The sequence below is a fragment of the Ferdinandcohnia sp. Marseille-Q9671 genome (genome assembly GCF_976954385.1).
In genome coordinates this window covers 344855-367268 of the sequence record NZ_CDRJTA010000003.1, presented here as the reverse complement: position 1 = coordinate 367268, position 22414 = coordinate 344855, and the positions used below count along the sequence as shown (strand labels likewise).

Below are 22414 nucleotides of genomic sequence, written 5' to 3'. Positions count from 1 at the left end.
TTTAATGAACTGGTATTATCACTGAAATCTCAGTACCAATATTCTTCCTAGATATGACTTTAATTTCCCCACCATGAAGCTTTGCAATTTGCATGGCAATACTCATACCTAGCCCTGTACCTTCTTCCCTTTCATCTGTATTTGTTCCACGATAATACCTATCAAATAGATGTTTCTGTGTCTCCACATCCATCCCAATACCGTTATCTTTGACAACTATTTTGATTTCTTCTTTATTTCCATCCACCATCAATTCAACCTCTGTTCCAGGAGGATTGTGCTTGATTGCATTATAAATGAGGTTATCCAGCATTCTTTCAAACAAACGTTTATTTAAACGTATATATCTACTATTTTCAAATGAGGTAAAGGACATTGGGAACTCTTTCAAAGTTCGATCTCCTATAAATTTTCCTAGGGTACGTTCGATAAATTGATTTATCTCTACTTTATCGAACTGAACTTGATTCCCGGCATTTTTTAACTGAAAACTTAATGAAAAATCCTCTATTAGATGTAACATATAATCACTTTTCTCACGAATTGTTTTTCCAATTTCCTCTAATTCTTCGTTAGACCACTCGTACTGACCACTTTCTAACATATTCCCATATCCCTGCATAGTTGATAACGGTGTGCGTAAATCATGGGAAATTCCTGCCATCCACTCAGAACGATTCTTCTCTAATTGCTCCCGCTCTTTCCTTGAAGCATCCAGTTTACCCGCCATATCATAAAATGCCTCAAATACCTCTTGATAAAGCTTAAATCGCAACTTTATTTTCCCATTCTTCCGGTATACTTTCTTCCTTTCACGTTCTGTTAGCACTTCACTATACGGTTCATTCCCCATCCTGCCTAACCAGTTTGCAAAAATAAACAGTGGGTTTCCATAACGAAATCCATTCCATATTGAAATGCTAATTGTAATAAAGAGAACAATGGCACCGGCAACGAGAAAGCCTCTTGCAACATCAAGATATGTTTCGAGTGTCACTTCATTCTTATTATTATTTGGGGTATATAACTCCCAAGTCACTCCTGTACTGGAATCTTTATACGTCGTTCTTTTAGTTGAATAAACATCTGGAACCACGTCTCTCACGAATATATCCAATGGTTTTTCTTCTAGACTTTCTATCCCCACTGATTGAATCAATGTATGATCATTACGAAATAGCTTTAGGTATCCATTTTGGTTCTTTAGCATTTCTTCTACCGTAGAAAGGTTCGATTCTGCTATTATCCCATCGTTACCATAACGATCAATAATTTGTTTCAATAAAGCATTTGCACCATCATGGTAACCTAAAATAAATAAGTATGGTGCTTCATAAAATGTTTCTAAATAAAATGCGAGCGAATATCCTTGTATTTGGTTTGTTTCCTTCATATTTTTCAATTCGCTGTACGTGTACTTGTTTGGAATCTCATCTGGAACATTCCCAGCTTCTATCGCGATTCCTTCGGTGTTTATAATTTGCACCCAAATTTGTTCCTCTTCTAAACCTGTATCCCAATCTTTATTCATCTTAAACTTCGAAAGTGAAAAACCCGTATTGACCGCGATACTCTCTAATTTTGCCTGATAATAATTGTAATCAGATACATCTTTAGCGTAGATGCCGATGACAATAATCAGTGTTAAAAAAATGACGATAACCATAAGGGCAGCTACTGAAATAAACTGGAACGAGAAATGCATGAACAAACGCCATTTTAGTTTTTTCATAATTTTTTTCCTTTTACGAGTTTATATCCAAGTCCCCTTACCGTTACTAAATATTGAGGGTTACTCGGAACTTCTTCAATCTTTTCTCGAATTCTTCTAATATGAACGGAAACTGTGTTTTCATCTACATAACTATCAAATCCCCAAACTTCCTCAAGTAGCCTAGACTTAGAAAGAACGAGATTCGGATGCTTACAAAAGTAAAGCAATAATAAATAAACCTGTGTTGGACAAGGTACCGACTTTCCGTTTACAAATAATTCTCCAGCATCTTCATCTACTAAGAACCTTCCAAAATCATACTGCCTTGTATTCGTTTGGTTAGAAGTCACAGCTAATGTTGAAGTCCTTCTTACATATGCTTTTATTCTTGCAGCCACCTCTAACGGATTAAACGGCTTCGTTACGTAATCATCCCCGCCTGTTGCAAATCCAGTTAACACATCTAAATCTGATACTCTCGCAGTCAAAAATAATATATAAGCAGATGATATTTCACGGATTTTAGGACAAAAGTCAAACCCGCTGCCATCTGGAAGCATCACGTCTAGAATAATAATGTCTATTTGATATTGTTGGAGTATTGAAAGGGCAGCGTGACCCGTATGTGCAGTGTATATAGTCTGAAACCCTTCCTTTTTTAACATCATTTCTAACATTTTCACAATAGCTTTCTCATCATCCACTATCAAAATATTTGTCGCAACATTCATATGTTTCCACCTCTTTGTTATCATAACAAAGCAAGTTTACGAACAGTTGAACAAATGAATATAAATTTTATGTACTTGTAATGTTACGTTCAAATTATAGAAAGCTTCTCCCTATACCATTAAGAAAGTTACGAATGAAAGGGAGAAAAAAATGAAGAAACGTGTAAGGTTAATCGATGGATTAAGAGGATTTAGTTTAATTGGGATTTTACTAGCAAATATGCTTATTTTCCAATATGGCATGTTTGGAAAAGACCAGGTTGAGAAATACAGCACGATAGCATCAGATGGGATCGCTTATGTGTGGATAAAAGTATTTATTGAGAGCAGTTTTATGCCCATTTTTATGTTTTTATTTGGGTATTCAATGATTAAATTAGCGGAAAGCCTTGAAAGAAACGGCAAAAAGATAAAACGTCACTTGGTACGTCGGTTCTTTCTACTTATTCTATTCGGTGTGCTCCACTCCTTTTTTGTATGGGAAGGAGATATATTATTTACGTATGGGCTCATTGGCTTATTCATGATTGTCTTTGTGAAACGAAAGAAAAAGACGATACTAATCTGGACTATTTCGCTATTTACTTTATTTACATTGTTGGGTGTAGTCGGGGCAAACGAAAAAATGGAAGAACCAAAGAATCTAGAATCGTATACCCAAAAAGAGTCTAGTGCATATTCAACTGGAGACTATTGGGATGTTTATGATTTTCGTAATAGTGGAGAAGATCCATATGGGTTTCCTGGCTATATGTACCTAATTATATTACTGTTTATGCCACTAATGGTTTGCCCGATGTTCTTATTCGGAATGTATGCTGCTAAGTGTGGTTGGTTCACCAATCCAGCTGAAGAAAAAAGGAAATATCTGTGGTATACCTGCCTATTCCTACCGACTGGTTTGGTGTTAAAATCTTTGCCCTATCTGTTACCTAAACTAGTATGGACAGAATCGATATATACGATAGGTGCTCCTCTATTATCGGTAGGCTATATCTTTCTATTCTCTATAATTTATACACGTGGGGAATCAACAATCCTCTCCCTTTTTGAGAATGTGGGGCGACTTTCGATGACCAATTATTTATGTCAAAGTATCATCAGTACAACCATTTTCTACGGCTATGGTTTTGGCCTATTTGGAAAAATTGGTGTACTGAATGGGATCTTACTAGGAATCTTGATTTACCTCATTCAAATCATACTCAGCCATTATTATCTTAAAGTCTGGAAAATTGGACCTTTCGAGAAAGTAATGAGAATCGGCACATACTTAACTTGGAGGGGAATACATACTTCCAAGACTCAAAAATTGACACTGCAGGAAAAAGCTATGCAATAACCATATACGGTTGTAAATTCACTACTATTTTTTTATGAAAAAGATAACTACGTTAGCAACGGGACTCGGGATCAGTACCCGTGTCCCGCAAAAATTAATAAAAGTGTCGATTGGGAAAATGAAAAAACATTGGATTACCTCCTAGATAAAGCGGTATCAATATCTTAGATTATAGTTTTATAATGTAATTACATAAAATATGATGAATGCAAATAAAGCCAATCCGAACACAAGCCCTATGACAGCTCCTACAAGGTTTGCTTTCCATGTGTACCCTTTCAAATCTAATTCGGAACCTGAACGATCAACCTTTCTAAAATGAAGCATCATTCCGATATTCAAAATCACTAAAATAAATAAGACAATAATTACCCAAAACATAGTATCGATCTCTGAAAAATAACCTGTAATATTTTGATACAAATAGGATTGTAAAAACATTAAACCACTTAGCAACAGGTTCAATATATTACCTGCTTTTCGTTGCTTATACCATTCATTCCCCATTTTCTTTTTTTCATAGACTGCAATCTTTTCAAAGAAAGGTAAGAATGATTTAGTAGAATCTCCTTTAATAAGTCCGTGGCAAGATTGAACGAGCAGAATAATTGCTAGCACTAAAAAGAATTGGGCAAATGTAATTTCAAAAACGTTCATGATAGTGAAATAGAGTATGAAAGTTGTTACTAATATTCCATTTGTGATAAAAAGTTGATTCATTCTCATTTTTTTAATTTCTGCTACTTCCATTTCCATCCCTCTCTTTTCCTCTCTCTATGCTATTCCTATATGGAAAAATCACCCTATTCTTAAGAATAACATAGGTCAAAAATTTCCAAAACTTTGTTTATCCAATGAATAAACTTATGTTTTCATATATTTCCATTGATGATAAAATTGTACTAGGTAGAATCCACTAGTTGGTGACTCCTTGTAAGAATAGAATCACATTAATTGATAGCGTTTACAACTATAAAATCCTTTACGTATTAGTATTGGCCCCTATTATTTTCGAGTTTGAGAGATACTAAGAATATCAGACCCACCCCAAATGGAATTTTACTATAGAAAGGCGCACATCATGCTAAACCGACTAAAAAAGTGGAATACGTTACGAAACCAAATATTATTTAACTTCTTACTAGTTATGATTATTGTCCTCATGATTGTTAGTCTACTAACGTTGGGGCAGGTTTCTTCTCTTTTAAAAAATAATGCGGAGACACAGTTCCAACAAGTGGCGATTGAGGCTGCAGGAAGAATTGAATCGTTGTATGAACAAATTAATATGTCCTCAAAACTTGTGATTACAGATGCAGATGTTCAAAGGATACTGACAAGAGTTTATGACAGACAAGAAGTAACGTTTAATGAACGGCAACAATTAATGGGACATGTGAATCGTATTATGGGTAATACAGACGGGATCTTTTCTTTCCAGATATACTCCAGTACTAGGCAACGAATACTGCCACTTGGTGAAGAATCCTTAATGGAGCGAATAGACAAGAAGTGGATTGAAAAAGCCAACAAAGCAAAAGGTGGATTGGTTTGGATAGGTGATGATCCAAATGATAAGCATAACTACCTTGCCATACGTAGGGTCAGTTTAATGGAACGCCAATATAATAATGGCGGTTATTTATTGATTAGCATCAGCCGTGATCACTTTCACTTTGCAAATGAAAAATATGAAAATGATCAATACTCCCTACTCTTAGATCAAGATCAAAAACCTATTATTAATAATTATCACGGAGACATTGGTACAATTATTGAAAGTACTGAGAATATTATTCAATTGGATCACCAAGAGTACTTGGTAATGAAGCAACGATCGGAACATACTGGGTGGACTGTGGTTATTTTAACCCCTGTAAGCAAACTAACCGAGGGATTATCAGGTGTTCGGACAGGTATTATTTTATCTGGAGTGGCTGGAGCATTAATATTTACGATAATCACGTTTTTCCTTTCAACAATTATTACGAGACCTATCTTACGGTTAACAAAGACCATGAAACGCGCTGGAGAAGGGTCACTTACTCTTAATCCGAGTATGTCATCTGTTACTGAAATTGCTGAATTAAACAGCACGTATAATCAGCTTGTTGAAGAAACCAATCATCTAATCCAAATGGTGTATCAGAAAGAAATACTAAGGAGCCGAAGTGAGTTAAAAGCCCTGCAGGCACAGATTAACCCTCATTTCCTCTTCAATACGTTAGATGCTCTGCATTGGTCACTTGAAGAGAAGGATGAAGAAGAGTTAGCCGAGCTTGTTATCGCAATGTCCGATTTATTTCGTTATACCATTACGAAGGAAACCGATGATGAGTGGGTGTATTTAAAGGAAGAAATCAAACACATCGGTGACTATATGGAAATTATGAAAATGCGTTTTGGCGAACGGATTCAGTGCCGGGTTATCGTTCCCCAGGAGTATGAATTTGTAAAGATTCCTAAATTAATTATTCAGCCGCTTGTAGAAAACGCAATATTACATGGAGCTGGGAACAAGGTTGGAACTAGTTTAATATCCGTAGAGGTTGAACCTGTTACGAAAGAAAACAAAGAATATATTCGCATCATTGTTCAAGATGATGGCTCCGGCATGGATAAGGAAAGACTGCAGTATATTATCAAATCCATGAAAACAGGAGGTGCTTCTTCTACCTCTGAACATGGTAAAGGAATGGCCATCTCAAATGTGTATATGCGCTTAACATTATACTATATGGAAAAAGTAGACCTTTTGATTGAAAGTAAGCCAAATGAGGGTACACGGATCTCATTTGAACTACCGGTTAATGGGGGAGGATAATATGTTTACGAAAAATATCGTTATTGTTGACGATGAACCAAGAACAAGGCAAGGCCTTCAACGAACATTAGAAACTTGGAATAATGGGGAATTTACAATTCTTACCGCGGATAGCGGTGAGGAAGTACTTAGGATTGCTGAGGAAAAAAAGATTCATATATTACTATCTGATATTATGATGCCAGAGATGACCGGGTTGCAATTATTAAAACAGATTAAAGACAGAGACATGTCACCCGTCGTGATTGTGATTTCTGCCTACTCTGAATTTTCGTATGCTCAGGAAGCATTGCGTCTTGGTGTTATCAATTATTTGTTAAAACCCATTGGCAAGAAGAAATTAATTGAAGCTGTTGAAGAAGCAGTTAAGGTTATGCAAAAGCAAGTGCGAGCTGGCATGATCGAGAAAGTAGTCGATGAAAAAATAGTGAATGTTACTACAAATATGGACTCAACAAAGGATACTATACGAGAAGCCATCTCTTACATTGATCAGCATTTAAAGGACGAATTAACTATGAAGGATGTAGCATCCCATGTACACTTAAATTCTAGCTATTTTAGTGTGTTGTTTAAGGAACAGACTAATGTAACCTTTAGTGAATATGTGACAAGGAGACGTATCCAACGCGCCAAGGAATTGTTACTTTCAACGAAGCTGCCAATCAATGAAATTGCAGAAGAAGTAGGCTATAAAACATCAAAATACTTTATAAAAATTTTTAAAGAAAATGAAGGTATGACACCTAGCACATATCGAAAAACAGACAATGAAAGGGCTTTCTAAAAATAGTAGTATTTTTCCCAATCGTAGTTGCCTTACTGTTATCCCCCACCGGTGGTACACTTTAACTTGTAAGATATACAAACAAACGAAACAAGGGGGTTTTGCTTAATGAAAAAGAAAGCGTTTTCCGCTGTAATGTCTTTGGCATTAGTTGGTGGACTAGTTTTAGGAGGATGTTCATCTTCCGATACATCTAAAGAATCCGGAGAATCAAGCGGTGATAAAACAGTTGTTAAGATGATGCATTTATGGCCAGAGGGAAGTTCAAATGCTCAGTATACAATTGTTGATAATATCATCAAAGCTTATGAAAAAGAAAATCCTGATGTAGACATTCAAACAGAAATTCTTGGTAACGAACAGTACAAAGAAAAGGTGAAAGTATTGTCTGCTTCCAATGAGCTTCCAGACGTTGGGATCACATGGGCAGCAGGTTATATGAAGCCATTCGTTGAAGGTAACATGTTTGCTCCATTAGATGACATTGTTCAAGAAGATAAATTTGTAGCTGGTACATTAGATGCTTTTTCAGTTGAAGAAAAGCCATATGCTTTACCTCTTGAGCTAAACATTACTCCTGTGTATTACAATAAAGAAATTTTTGAGAAATATAATTTAGAAGCTCCACAGACGTATGATGATTTCCTAAAGGTTGTAGAAACTCTTGTTGACAATGACGTTACTCCAATTACATTAGGAAACAAAGACCGTTGGACTGGTTCAATGTGGTATATGTACCTTGCAGATCGTATCGGCGGACCTGAATCACTAAACAATGCTATCAATCGTACTGGAAGTTTCGAAGATCCAGCTTTAGTAAAAGCAGCGGAAGAAATCGAAAATCTTGTAAATATGGGCGCATTTGTTAAAGGATTTAACGGACTTTCAAACGATGAAGCAAAAGGTTACTTTATGAATGAGCAGGCTGCTATGTACTTAATGGCAACTTGGGAATTACCAAACTATACAACAACTCCTGACGTGTCTCAAGAATTCAAAGACAAAGTTGGATATTTCAAATTCCCTACTTATGAAGGTGGAAAAGGAAACATCGACAGCTATGTAGGTGGTCCTGGAGTTGGATTATTCGTATCTGAACAATCAAAGGTGAAAGACGAAGCAAAAGAATTTGTTTCTTACCTAGTTGAAGAATGGGGTAAACGTTCTGTAGTTGACGCTGGTGTAATCCCTGCAACAGTTGTTGATACATCAAACGGTGACCTTCATGAAATGTATATTAACATCCTTAATGATTTAGGAAATGCTACAAATCTTACACTTTATGCAGACGTACAAATGTCTGCTGGCGTAGCTGATGTTCACTTGAACCAAATTCAAGCACTATTCGGCGGTCAAACGTCACCTGAAGATTTTGCAAAAACGCAAGAAGAAGCTCTTGCAGCTGAGGAATAATAATTGCTTAGATAGAGGGCATATTGCAAATAATATGCCCTCTTCTTTATAGAAAGGAAGGGGACTAAACAAAATGAAAAATGTGATGTCGAATAAATTAGTCATTACCCTTTATACACTCCCTGCTTTATTACTCATTCTCGTTCTTATTTATATTCCAATTGTTTTATCTGGTTATTACGGTCTCATGGATTGGGACGGAATCGGCGAAATGAAGTTTATTGGGTTAGAAAACTACATTAATTTAATTCAAGACAAGTACTTCTGGACAAGTACATGGCATTCATTTCTTTTAGCTATTTTCTCTACAATTAGCTTACTGCTATATTTAGCTGTTTCTCTTATTCTAGCGAGTAAAATTAAGGGAGCAGATTTATTACGTAAAATTTACCTAATTCCAATGCTTCTATCTTCTGTTGCAATTGCGCAGCTTTGGATGAAGATATTTGACCCTACAAACGGTATGGCTAATAAATTACTCGAGTCATTTGGTTTAGAAAACACTCCCGTATGGCTTGCTGATCCTAAAGTTGCCCTATATGCAATTTTCATCCCTGTTATTTGGCAATATGCTGGATTCTATATTTTGATTTATTACGCTGCATTAAAAAATGTTCCTGATGAAGTCATTGAAGCAGCAAAAATTGATGGTGCAACATCATTACAAATAGCGTTGAAAATTAAGTTGCCACTTATTTCAGGAATTTTTAAAGTAACAATTATGCTTGCGGTAGTAGGTTCATTGAAATATTTCGATCTAATTTATGTAATGACTGGTGGCGGACCAAACGGAGCAAGTGAAGTTATGGCGTCTTATATGTACAAAGAAGCATTCAAATTAAATAACTTCGGTTATGGTAGTGCTATTGGTTTTGGATTATTAGTAATCTGTCTTGTTATGACTTGGTTAACTTCGCAATTAACGAAATCTAAAGATGATGTTCAATTTTAAGGGGGAGAATTCAAAATGAGTGAGGCTCGTACACAACAGGTAACAACAAACCTTTCCGCACCCAATAAAACAAAGAAATCCTACCTGAACAAAATCGGATTTGGGTTTCTATATCTAGTATTAGGGGGATTTGCTGTTATACAAATCTACCCATTAATCTGGTTAGTATTCTTTTCACTAAAAACCAATCAAGAAGTGTTTGGGATGTCTCCTTTCGCTTTACCACAAGATCCACAGTGGGCAAACTATACAAAGGCTTGGACTTCTGGAAATATTGGACTCTACTTTTTTAACAGTGTATGGATTACGATACTTTCTGTTGTCTTAACTATTATCCTTGCTAGTTTTGTAACATTCGCAGTAACACGGATGCATTGGAAACTAAGTGGTCCTGTTCTAGGATTGTTTTTAGTAGCGTACATGATTCCATTACATTCAACTTTGATACCATTGTTTAAAATGTATAACAGTGCTAACTTAATCGACAATCCGATCTCTATTGTATTGTCATACACAGCTTTCAACTTACCATTAACGATAATGATATTACTAGGTTTCTACAAAACGTTCCCACGGGAAATCGAGGAAGCTGCGGTCATGGATGGATGCTCTGTTCATCGAATCTTCTTCCAAATTACGTTGCCAATGACTGTTCCGGTTCTTTCAACAACAGCCATCATTAACATGATTTACAACTGGAATGAATTTGTATTCGTGAATACATTCATCAGCTCTGATAGCTGGAAGACATTAACTGTTGGTATTAACAACTTCGTTGGTCAATACTTAACTGACTGGGGTGCAATCGGTGCAACTCTTGTCATCAGTATTGTTCCAATCCTAATCGCCTTCTTATTCCTAAGTGATAAGATCGTTGAAGGTATGGCAGCAGGTTCTGTGAAAGGCTAATGATATATAAAAAGACAGATTGGAAGGATCTCTCCTTGTTGAGAGTGCCTACCAATCTGTCTTTTTTGTTTTGGATGAAGGACTTCGAATCGGAACCGGGTTTTGTTCTCATTTGATGATGAAGTATTTAACTAACTCCATTTACCGGACCGTGTTTTGCTCTTCATACCCTTGATGAAGGACTTAATTCCAGTTGCCTTACCTAGTTATGGTCTTCATACCCCTTATGAAGTATCTAACTCCAGCTAACTTACCGGGTTATATAGTCTTCATGCCCTCTATGAAGTACTTAACTCCAGTTCTTGTGCCACGTTTTGATCTTCATACCCGTTATGAAGTACTTAACTCCAGCTAACGTACATGGTTTTGGTCTTCATACCCTTGATGAAGGACTTTACTCTTTCCACCGAACCGTGTTTTGCTCTTCATACCCTTGATGAAGGACTTTACTCTTTCCACCGAACCGTGTTTTGCTCTTCATACCCTTGATGAAGGACTTAACTACATTCACTGAACTGAGTTATATACCTCAAACAATACTCATCATGAAATCTGCTCTTTTTTCTTATCTGTCTTCATAAAAACGCGATAGCATGCGGCCATTATAATTGCTGCTATTATGCTTCCACCGAAAAAGAAGCCTAATCCTGGGATGAATTTCACCACAAAGAAAACCATACCAATACTTACAAGCATAATAATATTTTCAAGCGGACTAATGAGCATGAGTAAAAATGAGTTTTTTATAATTTGAGATAGCGTCAGTTCATAATGAACAAACACAGGAAAGACGTAAAGTGTTGTTAGTCCTACAGCAAAAATAAACATATAGATAGGGATTTGAATTGCACTTGTAAAGCTTCCTCCAGACGCTTTTATAAAAACAACGTCTAGAAGCATGAGTCCCCCAATCATCCAGAAAAAGAGGCCCAGTACATTGCTTCTAATGAACTCAGACTTATAAGTATTCCAAAAAGTACTGAACAACGGAATATCCGTCTCACCCCTCACCCATTTCCGGATAACCGCAAACATTGAAATAGTGGCAGGAAAGAAGCCTAATACGATAAGTCCTATTATTGTAAAACCCATCCAAATAAGATTAAGATAAGCAAATTTCGCAATCCATTGAGTAGCGGAATATGCCCAATTGACCGTTTTATTCATCGAATACCTCCATTAGAACAATAGCGAACTTCTCAAAACAAACTTGCAGGAACGTCTTTATCTATCATACCTATTATTATTTCTGTATAACTATTATATATCAGTAAACGATTCCATGTAGCCACTATTTATGAAGTTTCACTTGGGTAGCCTTCTATACATTTCATTTAAAAAGAACGAGACAACTAATTTGCCTCGTTCTTTTCTAGTATTAATATGGACCTCTAATAAATTCCTTCACCTTGTTATGATAAAAACGCTCGATTTTCTCTTTTTCTTCTTCTGAAAATGGTTTCGTATCAAGTGCTGATAGATTATCCTGAACTTGTTTTACGTTTTTGAATCCAGGTATGATACATGTAATCTCTTTTTGATCCAATATCCATCGTAGAGCTGCACTAGCCATAGACTGTCTTCCTTCAGCAATCCATTTGAGTTGGTCAGCTAATTCAACACCCTTTTGAAACCCTAATCCTGCAAATGTTTCCCCTACATTAAATGATTCACCATTTTCATTAAATCGACGATGATCATCCTTTTCGAAAACATGGTCGGCAGTAAATTTACCAGTCAACAACCCGCTAGCAAGTGGAAGCCTTACAAGAATACCAACGCCTTTTTTATATGCTTCTGGAAATAATTCTTCTAATGGTTTCTGGCGGAACATATTGAATATGACTTGAAGACTTTTCACGTTAGGATTTTCTAAACAAATAAGTCCTTCTTCAACTGTTTCCACACTTACTCCATAATGACGAATTTTCCCTTCACGCTGCAAGCGATCTAGTACCTCAAAAACACGGCCATCCTTCAATATCTCAGTAGCAGGACAATGAATTTGATATAAATCAATTGCTTCTCGATTTAAGCGACGAAGACTATCTTCACAGTAGGAACTTACCTTTTCATAACTATAATTTTCTGGATCAAAAATATCTCCCTGGCGGCAAAACTTTGTTGCAATATGTATCTTATCTTCCATTCCTTTTGTAGCTTTTGCTAATAATTCCTCACTATGCCCGTTGCCATACACATCTGCTGTATCAAAAAAGTTAACACCCTCGGCGATTGCATGTTCCAACGATTTAAGTGCCTCAGCATCACTACTTTTGCCCCAAGAACCCCCAATTGCCCATGTTCCAAAACTTACTTCACTAATCTCCAAGTCTGTATTTCCTAATTTACGATAGTTCATACTTTTCCTCTCCTTTACTGTGTATAGAAGAATGCCAAATCAACTTGTGTTGGACTCAGTTTGGGACAGGGAACCTGTCCCTCTGTCCCACTATTTTCTAAACTCTTTTAATTGGTCGTTTAGTGTTTTTGTTTGCGAGTAAACTTGTTGGTAAATTGAGAATAACTTTTTGTATGCTTCTACATTTTCCTTGATTGGATTATAGGTCTTAGAGGTTTGGACGAATGCGTCCGCACATTCTTTAAGTGATGCGAACCAACCGCAACCGTATGCAGCTAGCATTGCAGCACCCATTCCTGGACCTTGTTCACTTGTTAGCTTTTCAATCTTTGCATTAAATATATCAGCTTGCATTTGTAGCCATGTATCATTCTTAGCACCACCACCAATTGAAACAATCGTATCAATTGTTTTACCGCTTTGTCTAAAGATTTCAATTGATTCATGCAGGGAGAATGTAATTCCTTCAAGGACTGATCTAGCAAAATGTTTTCTCTCATGTGCAGCATCTATACCAATAAAGCTGCCACGGATAGTAGAATCCGCATATGGAGTTCTTTCCCCTACTATATAAGGTGTGAATAATAAACCATTACTACCTGCAGGTACTTCTGCAATTCCCTCTAATAATTGATCAAAAGCTTCTTGTTTAGCAAATGTGTCCTTAAACCAGCTTAGACTATAGCCTGCAGCTAAGGTCACACCCATCGTATAATACGTATCTTCTTCACCATGATTGAAATAGTGGACCTTACCTTCAAAATCCAAGTCATTTCTCTCTTCATATGATAGCACGACACCTGATGTTCCGATACTGCATAGGGTTTTACCTTCCGATAGTATCCCTGAACCAATTGCACCACATGCGTTATCCGCACCACCAGCAAACACTTTTGTTGTTTCTGATAATCCAGTTACATTGGCAAATTCAGCTGTAACAGTACCAACAAATGAATGTGACTCCACTAAAGGCGGACAAAACTCTTTTGTAAGTCCAAAGCTTTCTAAAACGTTTTGACTCCACTCCCGCTTCGCCACATTTAACAATAAAGTTCCTGCTGCATCTGAATACTCCATGTGAACGTTTCCAGTTATACGATAGCGCAAATAATCCTTTGGAAGCATAAACACATGTGAGCGTTTGAACAACTCTGGTTCATTCTCTTTGACCCATAAGATCTTTGGTAACGTAAATCCTTCTAGTGCTGGATTCTTTGTTACCTCTAAGAGCGTTTCTTTTCCGATAACTTCATAGATTTCTTCACATTGCTTCGTTGTTCTCGTATCATTCCAAAGAATCGCATTTCTGACTACCTCGTGATTTTCATCTAACAATACCAATCCGTGCATTTGTCCAGAAAAACTAATCCCCTCAATATCACTCACATCACCAGTAAAATCGTTCATTAGTTCTGCAAGTCCAGCAGTTGTCTTTTCAACCCATTCTTCTGGATCTTGTTCACTATATCCTGATTTTTCAATAATGAGAGGATATGATTTAGAAACTTCCTTGCTTACTTCCCCATTTTGATTAACGAGTAATATTTTTACTGCACTCGTACCGAGGTCAACACCGATTACGTATTTCATCCGTATCATCCTTTTCTATGAAAATGTGCTGGAGTAAAATACTTCCAGCACATTTCGTATGATTCTGCTTTTAAGAATTAATTTCTAAACTTTAGATTGTTTCAAGTAGATATTGGTTAATTAAAGCCTTTAGGCGTTCTGTTCTTCCTGAAGTATTTTTAACTTCAGTCAAGCCAAGTGCATATTCTTCTAGCTCGCGGAAGTTTGTTTTTCCTTCTACGATTTGTAATCCGATACCATTTGTATAGCTGCTATAGCGTTCTTCGATAAAGCTATCAAGTACCTTATCTTCAATTAGTTTGTTAGCAACTTTAAGACCAACTGCAAATGCATCCATACCTGCAATATGTGCGTGGAAAAGATCATCTGTATCGAATGAACCTCTTCTTACCTTCGCATCGAAGTTTAGACCGCCTTTGCCAAGTCCACCATTTTTCAAAATTTCATACATTGCTAATGTGTTCGTATATAGGTCTGTTGGGAACTCATCTGTATCCCAGCCAAGTAATGTATCTCCTTGGTTAGCATCAACTGAACCAAGCATACCGTTAATACGTGCTGTTTGTAACTCATGCTCAAACGTATGACCTGCAAGTGTAGCGTGGTTCGCTTCAATATTAAACTTGAAGTAGTCTGTTAAGTCATATTTTTGTAAGAATGCTAGACCAGTTGCTACATCGAAATCATATTGGTGCTTGGTAGGCTCTTTTGGTTTTGGCTCGATTAAGAATGGAATGTTTAAATCAATTTCCTTCGCATAGTCAACTGCCATGTGGAAGAAACGAGCTAAGTTGTCCATTTCAAGCTTCATATCAGTGTTAAGAAGTGTTTCGTACCCTTCACGTCCACCCCAGAATACATAGTTTTCTGCACCAAGCTCTTTTGCTACTTCTAATCCTTTTTTCACTTTCGCTGCAGAGTATGCAAATACGTCTGCATTTGGAGAAGTTGCTGCACCATGTGTATAGCGTGGATTTGTGAACATATTTGCTGTATTCCATAATAATTTTACTTTGCTTGTTTTCATGTAATCTTTGATCATCGCAACGATTACATCAAGATTTTCGTTTGTTTCTTTTAACGTACTTCCCTCTGGTGAAATATCAACATCATGGAAAGCAAAGAATGGAACATCTAGTTTTTCATAAAGTTCAAATGATGCTTCAACACGTGCCTTAGCTAGATCTAATCCTTTTAGGTGAGCCCAAGGACGAATCGCAGTACCTACACCAAATGGGTCTGTTCCATCTGCAGTAAAAGTATGCCAGTATGCAACAGAATAACGAAGAATTTCTTCCATTGTTTTACCGTTAATTTTTTCTTCTGGATTGTAATATTTAAATGCAAAAGGATTCGTTGATTTAGATCCTTCAAATTTGATTTTGTTAACTGTTTCGAAATAAGCCATTGGATTATTCCTCCTAGTAGTTTTTTAGATTTATAGAATGCTGAATGAATGAAAATGCTTACAAGTTTTCTACTTAAGATGTAAGCTATTTATACTCAGATTATAGCACCCGTTTTCTTGTTTGTCTATCGAATAAACTAAGTTATTATAATTTTTTTTTGAACTTATAGGTGAAAATGTAAACCTACTTATAAATATTACTATTTTCTTCGTTCTCTATTATTCCTTTTAATACATGACAAAAGGTACTAGTCCTTTGAAATATGTGTTATACTTGGGCATTTTGCACTGTTTGTATATCCAACGAACAAAGTTTTATGATAAAATAATATCAACTACCAAATAAGGAGTTTTTATGAGTGGGAACCATGACATGGAATCAACAAGTTGTGAAGAAAAATAATAAAGCGCTAGTGTTACAACTTATTATGGAAAAAGAACCTATTTCAAGGGCTGACATCGCTCAAATTTCAGGTCTAAATAAAACAACAGTCTCTACATTAGTAAATGAATTATTAGCAGAAGAACTTATTTTTGAATCAGGCCCAGGGGTTTCGAGCGGAGGTAGACGCCCTGTTATCCTCCACTTCAACAACGCCGCAGGATATACAATAGGTATTGATATCGGGGTTAACTATGTATTATCTATCCTGACGGATTTAAAAGGTAATATTCTTGTTGAGAAAAATGAAACAGTTCACCGGACTACCTATTCTCACATTATGAGTATCGTTCAGAACATGATACAAACATTAATCGCAGAAATGCCAACCAGCAAGTATGGTATTGTAGGGATCGGTGTAGGCGTGCCTGGTATTGTAAACAAAGAAGGATCAATTCTTCTAGCACCCAATTTGGGCTGGACGAATATTCAGTTAAAAGAGGATCTTGAAAAGCTATTTCATGTCCCTGTTATCATCGAAAACGAGGCAAATGCTGGATCTGTTGGGGAACAACAATTTGGTGCTGGTCAAGACTTTGACAACATCCTGTATATCAGTGCTGGAATTGGAATCGGTGTTGGTATTATTGTAAATAGAGAGTTATACAAAGGGAAAAATGGGTTTTCTGGTGAAATGGGCCATATGATCATTGATATTAACGGAAAACGATGTAACTGTGGTAGCAAAGGATGCTGGGAAGCTTATGCATCAGAACATGCTCTGTTAGAAATGGCTGACCCAAGCACTGATTCCCTTGAATCATTAATTAAATCAGCTAAATCGGGTGACGAAAATGCCCTTATACTCTTCGAAAAGATTGGAAACTACCTTGGAATCGGTTTAAATAACATTATCAACACATTTAACCCCGATCAAGTTATTGTTGGAAATCGATTAGCATTAGCAAAAGAGTTCATCGAAGAACCAATACGCTCTACCGTTGAAAAACATACTCTTGCCTATCATCAAAATAACCTTCAACTTGATTTTTCTAAACTAGGTAAGTACTCTACTTCCTTAGGTTTATCGGCGTTTGTCGTGGATAACTTTATTAAAGAAGAAGCGAACAACTTTTAATGGGACAGAGGACTGGCTCCACTAGCTTTGCATAGGTTCCATAAAATGTAAACACTCTGGTAAATATCTAGACAAACACAAAAAAAGCTCCTAAAGTAGAAATGTTAGATGTTTGTTCCCATAAACAAACTTTCTACAAAGGAGCCTCAAAAACAATAAGATTATGATAACTGAAGATACTGTAATTCGTCAATGTTTGTCATTATTACCTACAGAAGATTTGGCTTGTCCTATTCTAAACTACGATTCGAAAAAACTTACAATTGAAGGACTTGTTAAAGTTTTTGTAGCTGCCCAATTGGGTAAATGGGAATCTTATCCCGAATTTGATATAAAGATGGGCGCACATAAAGACCTAATGGAATACATCGGTGTAGATAGTATTAGTAGTTCACAGTTAAGTCGGAGAATTAATGAGTTAGACACCAACATACTCCAAAACCTTTTTTTCAAAGTAGTAGAAGAACTTGAATATTATACAAAAGAATTCACTGGTCTACCTCGGAACGTTGGAAAACTTCGCATCGTAGATGCGACACATATAAAACTTCCATCCGTTTTATCAAAATGGGCTTATGTAACCAAGGGCTGGACAGTTGTAAAAATGCATACACGCTTGGTTGTCGCTTCACCAGACGTACACTATCCAGATAAAATTGTTCCTTCAAACGGTAAGGTACAAGATCACGAAGGTGGAGATCTGTTAATAGAAAAATCAGATGCCACATATGTGATGGACCGTGGCTATATGGACCTCTTTCGCATGAACGAATGGATTAAGAAAGAAATTAAATTTGTTGTTCGACTAAGAGGGAAACTCGTCGAAAGAACCTTAGAAGAATATGAAGTACCCGAAGGGTCAAATATCCAAAGAGATGTTAAGGTGATTTTGGGCGAAACAGGTAAGATGAAACCAATTAGACTAGTGGAATTTCTTGATGAAGAGGGTAAAGTATACAGGCTAGCTACTACTAGATGGGATTTAAAAGCAACTGAGATTGCGGAAATTTATAAAAATCGTTGGATTATTGAACTTTTCTTTAAATGGGTTAAGCAATCCTTGCGGTTTACAAAAGTCTGGAGTACAAAGCCACAAGGAATATGGAACCAGATGTTTATAGGGATGATTGCCTATATATTAACACTTATTGTTAAGCTAAAAACAAAATCACAAAAAAGCCTAAAATTTATTCTTACAAATATTAGAACTTACTTTGATAAAACATGGGAAGTCTTTATAAACGCATTAGAATTTAAACCTAAAAAGACTTCAAAAGGTCGACAAAAGATTCCGGATAAACCAGAGGAAAAAGTATTCTATGGTAGTGTTGCGCTAATCGGTGAGAAAAAGAAACGTATTAAACGGAAAATTAAGTAATTGAAGTAAATACCAAAAAATGGGAACAAACAACAATCTTATTTAAGATTGTCGTTTTTGCTCCCGTGAGAAAAAAGAAATGTAAAAATATTACTTTTTTTCAAATTTAATACAACTACGCAAAACTAGTGGACTGGCTCCTTAACCCATTAAATGTACGAAATATGTTACCCCTGCATTTGCAGGGGTTTTTTGTATGCAAAAAAAAGCTGACCCCGGTTAAAGAGTCAACTTCTTACTGATTATTTATCGCCATAAGGGTCAATTGTTTGAATCGTTCCATCTTCGTTATATGTTAGTTCAGTGAATTTTACACTTCTTTTATGGTTTACACCATCCGATAACGAACAATCGTGATAGAAAAGATACCACTTATCCTTAAATTGTACGATTGAATGATGTGTTGTCCAGCCAATTACGGGAGTTAGAATTGTACCTTTGAATACAAATGGTCCCTGTGGATTTTCACTGACAGCGTATACAATTTTATGAGTTGTACCAGTTGAATAAGATAAATAGTATAGACCATTATATTTATGGAGCCAAGGACCTTCAAAGTATCTACGGTCTTCGTCACCAGCAAGAATTGGGTTCCCATCTTCATCAACGATTGAGATTTCCTTTGGTTCACTCTTAAAAGTTAGCATGTCATCATTTAGTTCAGCCACGATTGGTCCCAAGGCTGGTTCTGTAGGAGCAGGTCCTTCAGTAACCTCTTCTTTAAATGTACCAGTTTGCCATTTTTCCAATTGTCCGCCCCAAAGACCACCAAAATACATATAAGCTCTATTGTCTTCATCCACAAATACTGCAGGATCAATACTAAAGCTTCCTGGAATATAGTTTTCTTCCGGTGTAAAAGGACCTTCTGGTTTTGAACTTGTTGCTACACCAATTCTAAAAATATCATCTTTATCACGAGCTGGGAAATACAAATAATAAGTATCGTTTTTAAAAGCTGCATCCGGTGCCCACATTTGTCGACTAGCCCAAGGGACATCCTTCACGTGAAGCACTTCTCCATGATCGACAACTGGTCCATTCACATCATCCATGGATAAAACATGGTAGTCTTCCATCTTATATTGATCACCATTATCGTTAGAAGGCTCGTCATGTTCAAGATCATGGGAAGGATAAATATAAAGCTTTCCTTCAAAAACATGCGCAGATGGATCTGCTGTAAAAATATGTGTAACTAAGGGTTCATTAGGTTTTACGTTTTTCACCATAATATCCTCCAGTAAATGTAATGAATCTTACAACTACATTATAACTATAGATAACTAACTTTGTATAGTGGGACAACTAACTTTCTTGCTAATATATTAGTAGTGAAATATAACACGTAAAAAAACACCCACATTTTCATGTAGATGTTTCCAATGAGAGCTACTGTTACGAGATATCCTAGGAATACCTACCCGGCCCAACTAACACGAATCCCACGCCATCTTGATTTTCTTCTTTGTCTAACGTTAGAACTTCCGTACCTGTTACGGTCGGATCAAACGCTACTTTAATTCCGTTAATGGTCTGAACTCTGTCAAATTCTTGTGGAGTGTCTAAAGACAAAGCAATTTCCGGTCCATCGCTGCTATTTACTGTGTACAGGCGAACCCCCACTGCACCTATTTTTTCTAATAATTGCTTTGCTTCCTCAGTTATGTACATTCATTCTCCTCCTAAACATCTTATCTACCATCATTATACATTAGATCTTATTGTTATTTATTTTTGTACACGATATATCCAAGAAGTAAATATACAGCCCCAAGAAGTAAAATAAAGATTTCGTTATTTGTCCCAAGGGCTCCTCTTGATATAAAAAAGGAAAGGATCAAACCTATACCAAGTATAGAACATATGCCAATGTAAAACCGTCTCCATCTATTATTCCCAAGCTTAAGAGCACCAATTAAGGTAGTCACTCCTATTGAGAAAACGAATATAAACATAAACAAAGGTCCGTCTGATGAGTATTCTATTCCCGAATTAAGTGCCCGACCAAGTCCTATTCCTATAAACGATAAAACCCCAAAGCCTATCGCACCTAAAATAGTTAATAGCCCAACAATAATCCCCAGAAATTTCGCATAGTTATGCTCTCCCAAGAGTTATCACCCTTTCTCGTTTAGATAGTTCATCTTTAGATTCTCTAATCTCGAGATGCAGGAATCCACTTTTTAGCATATTTCCCTTCTTGATCATACTCCAGTAATTACAATCTAATTTATATGACAGCTACAGGCAATATAACATTCAATTGTGGAGTTATTACTTAGCGTTCTAGTATGTCATACATTATTTATGTTAGCTACATTCATTTAATTTTTTATAAAGTAGTTCAAATGCGTTTTTCAAAGCAGACTTTGGAACGAGTGAATAAAGGTCACCAATGCTGACTTCAAAATAGCTTGTAGATGTACTTACCTCTCTTATGTAGCTTGATAACCCAACACCAGTTTCATGGCAAATGTCTGCTAAAATAGCTTCCACTTTATCCTTCGGTATTTCAAAATGTACATGGAACATATTGGAGACAGGTATGGTTGGATTCGTAAAAATCTTATTACACGTATTATAAAAAGCTGCTAGCTCCTTCGCCTCTTGATAGTATTCCTCCATTTTCTCAATGCGTTTGTCAAAATAATACTCAGCACTCAAATAATATGGATAAAGACTAATCAAATCACCTCCGTGTCTACGTTTCCACACCTTAGACTTGTCTGTAAAATCTTTTCCGCCAGCTAGAATAGCTCCCGCAATACCACCAATCCCTTTGTAAAAGGAAATATAAACACTGTCAAAAAGGGCACATACTTCTTGCGCGGTCTTTTGGTAGAAAGGAAGAATCTCGAACAATCGTGCTCCATCTAAGTGCAGCTTTATTCCGTTTGATCTGCAATAGGTAGAAATTTGTTCGAGTGTCTCATATTCTGGCAACTGTCCCCCAATTTCCCGCTGTGGTAGCTCAAGTAACAGGCACGCAATATCCTCTTGTAGGCTTTCCACATCTTCAAATTCAATGACTCTCGTCTTATCACCCAACAAAATAGGTTTGATATGGTGGAGTTCTTTTAACCCATCTTCTTCATGAATTTCTAAATGACTTAATGGATGATAGGCTACCTTTTTTACGTCCTTTTCATCGCACCATATTCGTAGAGCAATTTGTTGGGCCATTGTACCACTTGGAAAAAATACTGCCGACTCCTTTCCTAAATAGGTTGCCATTTTTTCCTCAAAGGCTTCAATTAATTCTCCTTTTCCATACATCTCACTCTCAAGTTCATCATCATATTCACTTATTGCCTCTTTTAAAATCTGTAGAGTCCGCTTACCATGTCCGTTAACCTGATACTTCGCCTGTTTGAACGCTTCTAATAATGTATTCTCTTTCACTCCAAATCCCTCCATACTAGTAGTTATTTATACTATAAATGAAAAAATTCAAATCTGTACAAAAATTTTCGAGTCCGAG

19 protein-coding genes are annotated in these 22414 nt (G+C 36.4%); 8 read left to right on the top strand and 11 right to left on the bottom strand.

From position 1 onward, the window contains the following. Nucleotide 1: 1 nt before the first annotated feature. Together ACWNMY_RS14435 and ACWNMY_RS14430 are read right to left on the bottom strand one after the other, a co-directional pair. Complete coding sequence (locus ACWNMY_RS14435; protein ID WP_449538964.1) at nucleotides 2-1732, bottom strand: sensor histidine kinase; 1731 nt, start codon at nucleotides 1730-1732, stop codon at nucleotides 2-4. Further along, on the bottom strand, nucleotides 1729-2445 hold the full coding sequence (locus ACWNMY_RS14430) for a response regulator transcription factor (protein WP_449538963.1): 717 nt from the start codon (nucleotides 2443-2445) through the stop codon (nucleotides 1729-1731). The genes ACWNMY_RS14435 and ACWNMY_RS14430 overlap by 4 nt, the downstream gene beginning before the upstream one ends. A 151-nt stretch (nucleotides 2446-2596) precedes the next feature. Between ACWNMY_RS14430 and ACWNMY_RS14425 the strand changes: the two genes are divergently transcribed. Next, entirely contained in the window at nucleotides 2597-3787 is a 1191-nt protein-coding gene (locus ACWNMY_RS14425; protein WP_449538962.1) for a DUF418 domain-containing protein, read from the top strand. Nucleotides 3788-3964: 177 nt separating this feature from the next. On the opposite strand, the gene ACWNMY_RS14420 is transcribed toward ACWNMY_RS14425, so the two are convergent. Further along, nucleotides 3965-4537 carry a hypothetical protein gene (locus tag ACWNMY_RS14420; protein WP_449538961.1) on the bottom strand — a complete coding sequence of 191 codons (573 nt, stop codon included), beginning with the start codon at nucleotides 4535-4537 and terminating at the stop codon, nucleotides 3965-3967. 331 nt (nucleotides 4538-4868) lie between these two features. Between ACWNMY_RS14420 and ACWNMY_RS14415 the strand changes: the two genes are divergently transcribed. From ACWNMY_RS14415 to ACWNMY_RS14395, 5 genes are all read left to right on the top strand, one after another. Continuing rightward, nucleotides 4869-6611, top strand: coding sequence for a cache domain-containing sensor histidine kinase (locus tag ACWNMY_RS14415; RefSeq protein ID WP_449538960.1), 1743 nt, complete (start codon nucleotides 4869-4871; stop codon nucleotides 6609-6611). Between the two features lies 1 nt (nucleotide 6612). Further along, nucleotides 6613-7398 (top strand): response regulator transcription factor, encoded by a 786-nt coding sequence (locus tag ACWNMY_RS14410; protein ID WP_449538959.1) that lies wholly within the window; start codon nucleotides 6613-6615, stop codon nucleotides 7396-7398. 108 nt (nucleotides 7399-7506) lie between these two features. Then, the gene (locus tag ACWNMY_RS14405; protein WP_449538958.1) at nucleotides 7507-8811 is read left to right on the top strand and encodes an extracellular solute-binding protein; all 1305 of its coding nucleotides are present in this window, start codon (nucleotides 7507-7509) and stop codon (nucleotides 8809-8811) included. 73 nt (nucleotides 8812-8884) lie between these two features. After that, nucleotides 8885-9763: a carbohydrate ABC transporter permease gene (locus tag ACWNMY_RS14400; protein ID WP_449538957.1), complete on the top strand. Its 879-nt coding sequence runs from the start codon at nucleotides 8885-8887 to the stop codon at nucleotides 9761-9763. A 15-nt stretch (nucleotides 9764-9778) separates the two neighbouring features. Then, on the top strand, nucleotides 9779-10672 hold the full coding sequence (locus ACWNMY_RS14395; protein WP_449538956.1) for a carbohydrate ABC transporter permease: 894 nt from the start codon (nucleotides 9779-9781) through the stop codon (nucleotides 10670-10672). Between the two features lie 543 nt (nucleotides 10673-11215). On the opposite strand, the gene ACWNMY_RS14390 is transcribed toward ACWNMY_RS14395, so the two are convergent. The 4 genes from ACWNMY_RS14390 to xylA all read right to left on the bottom strand — a co-directional run bounded on the left by ACWNMY_RS14390 (nucleotide 11216) and on the right by xylA (nucleotide 16032). After that, nucleotides 11216-11839, bottom strand: coding sequence for a YesL family protein (locus tag ACWNMY_RS14390; protein ID WP_449538955.1), 624 nt, complete (start codon nucleotides 11837-11839; stop codon nucleotides 11216-11218). A gap of 211 nt (nucleotides 11840-12050) precedes the next feature. Continuing rightward, nucleotides 12051-13034 carry an aldo/keto reductase gene (locus ACWNMY_RS14385; RefSeq protein ID WP_449538954.1) on the bottom strand — a complete coding sequence of 328 codons (984 nt, stop codon included), beginning with the start codon at nucleotides 13032-13034 and terminating at the stop codon, nucleotides 12051-12053. A 90-nt stretch (nucleotides 13035-13124) separates the two neighbouring features. Beyond that, nucleotides 13125-14624: a xylulokinase gene (gene xylB, locus ACWNMY_RS14380; RefSeq protein ID WP_449538953.1), complete on the bottom strand. Its 1500-nt coding sequence runs from the start codon at nucleotides 14622-14624 to the stop codon at nucleotides 13125-13127. Between the two features lie 91 nt (nucleotides 14625-14715). Continuing rightward, entirely contained in the window at nucleotides 14716-16032 is a 1317-nt protein-coding gene (gene xylA, locus ACWNMY_RS14375) for a xylose isomerase (RefSeq protein ID WP_449538952.1), read from the bottom strand. A 368-nt stretch (nucleotides 16033-16400) separates the two neighbouring features. Here xylA and ACWNMY_RS14370 point away from each other — a divergent pair, with 368 nt between their 5' ends. Together ACWNMY_RS14370 and ACWNMY_RS14365 are read left to right on the top strand one after the other, a co-directional pair. Further along, nucleotides 16401-17552, top strand: coding sequence for an ROK family protein (locus ACWNMY_RS14370; RefSeq protein WP_449539134.1), 1152 nt, complete (start codon nucleotides 16401-16403; stop codon nucleotides 17550-17552). Nucleotides 17553-17715: 163 nt separating this feature from the next. Next, the gene (locus ACWNMY_RS14365; protein ID WP_449537911.1) at nucleotides 17716-18930 is read left to right on the top strand and encodes an IS4 family transposase; all 1215 of its coding nucleotides are present in this window, start codon (nucleotides 17716-17718) and stop codon (nucleotides 18928-18930) included. Between the two features lie 242 nt (nucleotides 18931-19172). Here ACWNMY_RS14365 and ACWNMY_RS14360 read toward each other — a convergent pair whose 3' ends face one another. From ACWNMY_RS14360 to ACWNMY_RS14345, 4 genes are all read right to left on the bottom strand, one after another. Beyond that, the gene (locus ACWNMY_RS14360; protein WP_449538951.1) at nucleotides 19173-20162 is read right to left on the bottom strand and encodes a glycoside hydrolase family 43 protein; all 990 of its coding nucleotides are present in this window, start codon (nucleotides 20160-20162) and stop codon (nucleotides 19173-19175) included. Nucleotides 20163-20340: 178 nt separating this feature from the next. After that, on the bottom strand, nucleotides 20341-20604 hold the full coding sequence (locus tag ACWNMY_RS14355) for an adhesin (protein WP_449538950.1): 264 nt from the start codon (nucleotides 20602-20604) through the stop codon (nucleotides 20341-20343). 53 nt (nucleotides 20605-20657) lie between these two features. Beyond that, nucleotides 20658-21044: a hypothetical protein gene (locus ACWNMY_RS14350; RefSeq protein ID WP_449538949.1), complete on the bottom strand. Its 387-nt coding sequence runs from the start codon at nucleotides 21042-21044 to the stop codon at nucleotides 20658-20660. Between the two features lie 199 nt (nucleotides 21045-21243). Further along, entirely contained in the window at nucleotides 21244-22335 is a 1092-nt protein-coding gene (locus ACWNMY_RS14345; RefSeq protein ID WP_449538948.1) for a threonine aldolase family protein, read from the bottom strand. Nucleotides 22336-22414: the final 79 nt, after the last annotated feature.

Coding starts and splice junctions, on each gene's coding strand:
- ACWNMY_RS14360 (WP_449538951.1), bottom strand. CDS start 20,162: ATGGTGAAAAACGTAAAACCTAATGAACCCTTAGTTACACATATTTTT.
- ACWNMY_RS14410 (WP_449538959.1), top strand. CDS start 6,613: ATGTTTACGAAAAATATCGTTATTGTTGACGATGAACCAAGAACAAGG.
- ACWNMY_RS14420 (WP_449538961.1), bottom strand. CDS start 4,537: ATGGAAGTAGCAGAAATTAAAAAAATGAGAATGAATCAACTTTTTATC.
- xylA (WP_449538952.1), bottom strand. CDS start 16,032: ATGGCTTATTTCGAAACAGTTAACAAAATCAAATTTGAAGGATCTAAA.
- ACWNMY_RS14395 (WP_449538956.1), top strand. CDS start 9,779: ATGAGTGAGGCTCGTACACAACAGGTAACAACAAACCTTTCCGCACCC.
- ACWNMY_RS14425 (WP_449538962.1), top strand. CDS start 2,597: ATGAAGAAACGTGTAAGGTTAATCGATGGATTAAGAGGATTTAGTTTA.
- ACWNMY_RS14365 (WP_449537911.1), top strand. CDS start 17,716: ATGATAACTGAAGATACTGTAATTCGTCAATGTTTGTCATTATTACCT.
- ACWNMY_RS14430 (WP_449538963.1), bottom strand. CDS start 2,445: ATGAATGTTGCGACAAATATTTTGATAGTGGATGATGAGAAAGCTATT.
- ACWNMY_RS14405 (WP_449538958.1), top strand. CDS start 7,507: ATGAAAAAGAAAGCGTTTTCCGCTGTAATGTCTTTGGCATTAGTTGGT.
- ACWNMY_RS14385 (WP_449538954.1), bottom strand. CDS start 13,034: ATGAACTATCGTAAATTAGGAAATACAGACTTGGAGATTAGTGAAGTA.
- ACWNMY_RS14435 (WP_449538964.1), bottom strand. CDS start 1,732: ATGAAAAAACTAAAATGGCGTTTGTTCATGCATTTCTCGTTCCAGTTT.
- ACWNMY_RS14390 (WP_449538955.1), bottom strand. CDS start 11,839: ATGAATAAAACGGTCAATTGGGCATATTCCGCTACTCAATGGATTGCG.
- ACWNMY_RS14355 (WP_449538950.1), bottom strand. CDS start 20,604: ATGTACATAACTGAGGAAGCAAAGCAATTATTAGAAAAAATAGGTGCA.
- ACWNMY_RS14370 (WP_449539134.1), top strand. CDS start 16,401: ATGACATGGAATCAACAAGTTGTGAAGAAAAATAATAAAGCGCTAGTG.
- xylB (WP_449538953.1), bottom strand. CDS start 14,624: ATGAAATACGTAATCGGTGTTGACCTCGGTACGAGTGCAGTAAAAATA.
- ACWNMY_RS14400 (WP_449538957.1), top strand. CDS start 8,885: ATGAAAAATGTGATGTCGAATAAATTAGTCATTACCCTTTATACACTC.
- ACWNMY_RS14415 (WP_449538960.1), top strand. CDS start 4,869: ATGCTAAACCGACTAAAAAAGTGGAATACGTTACGAAACCAAATATTA.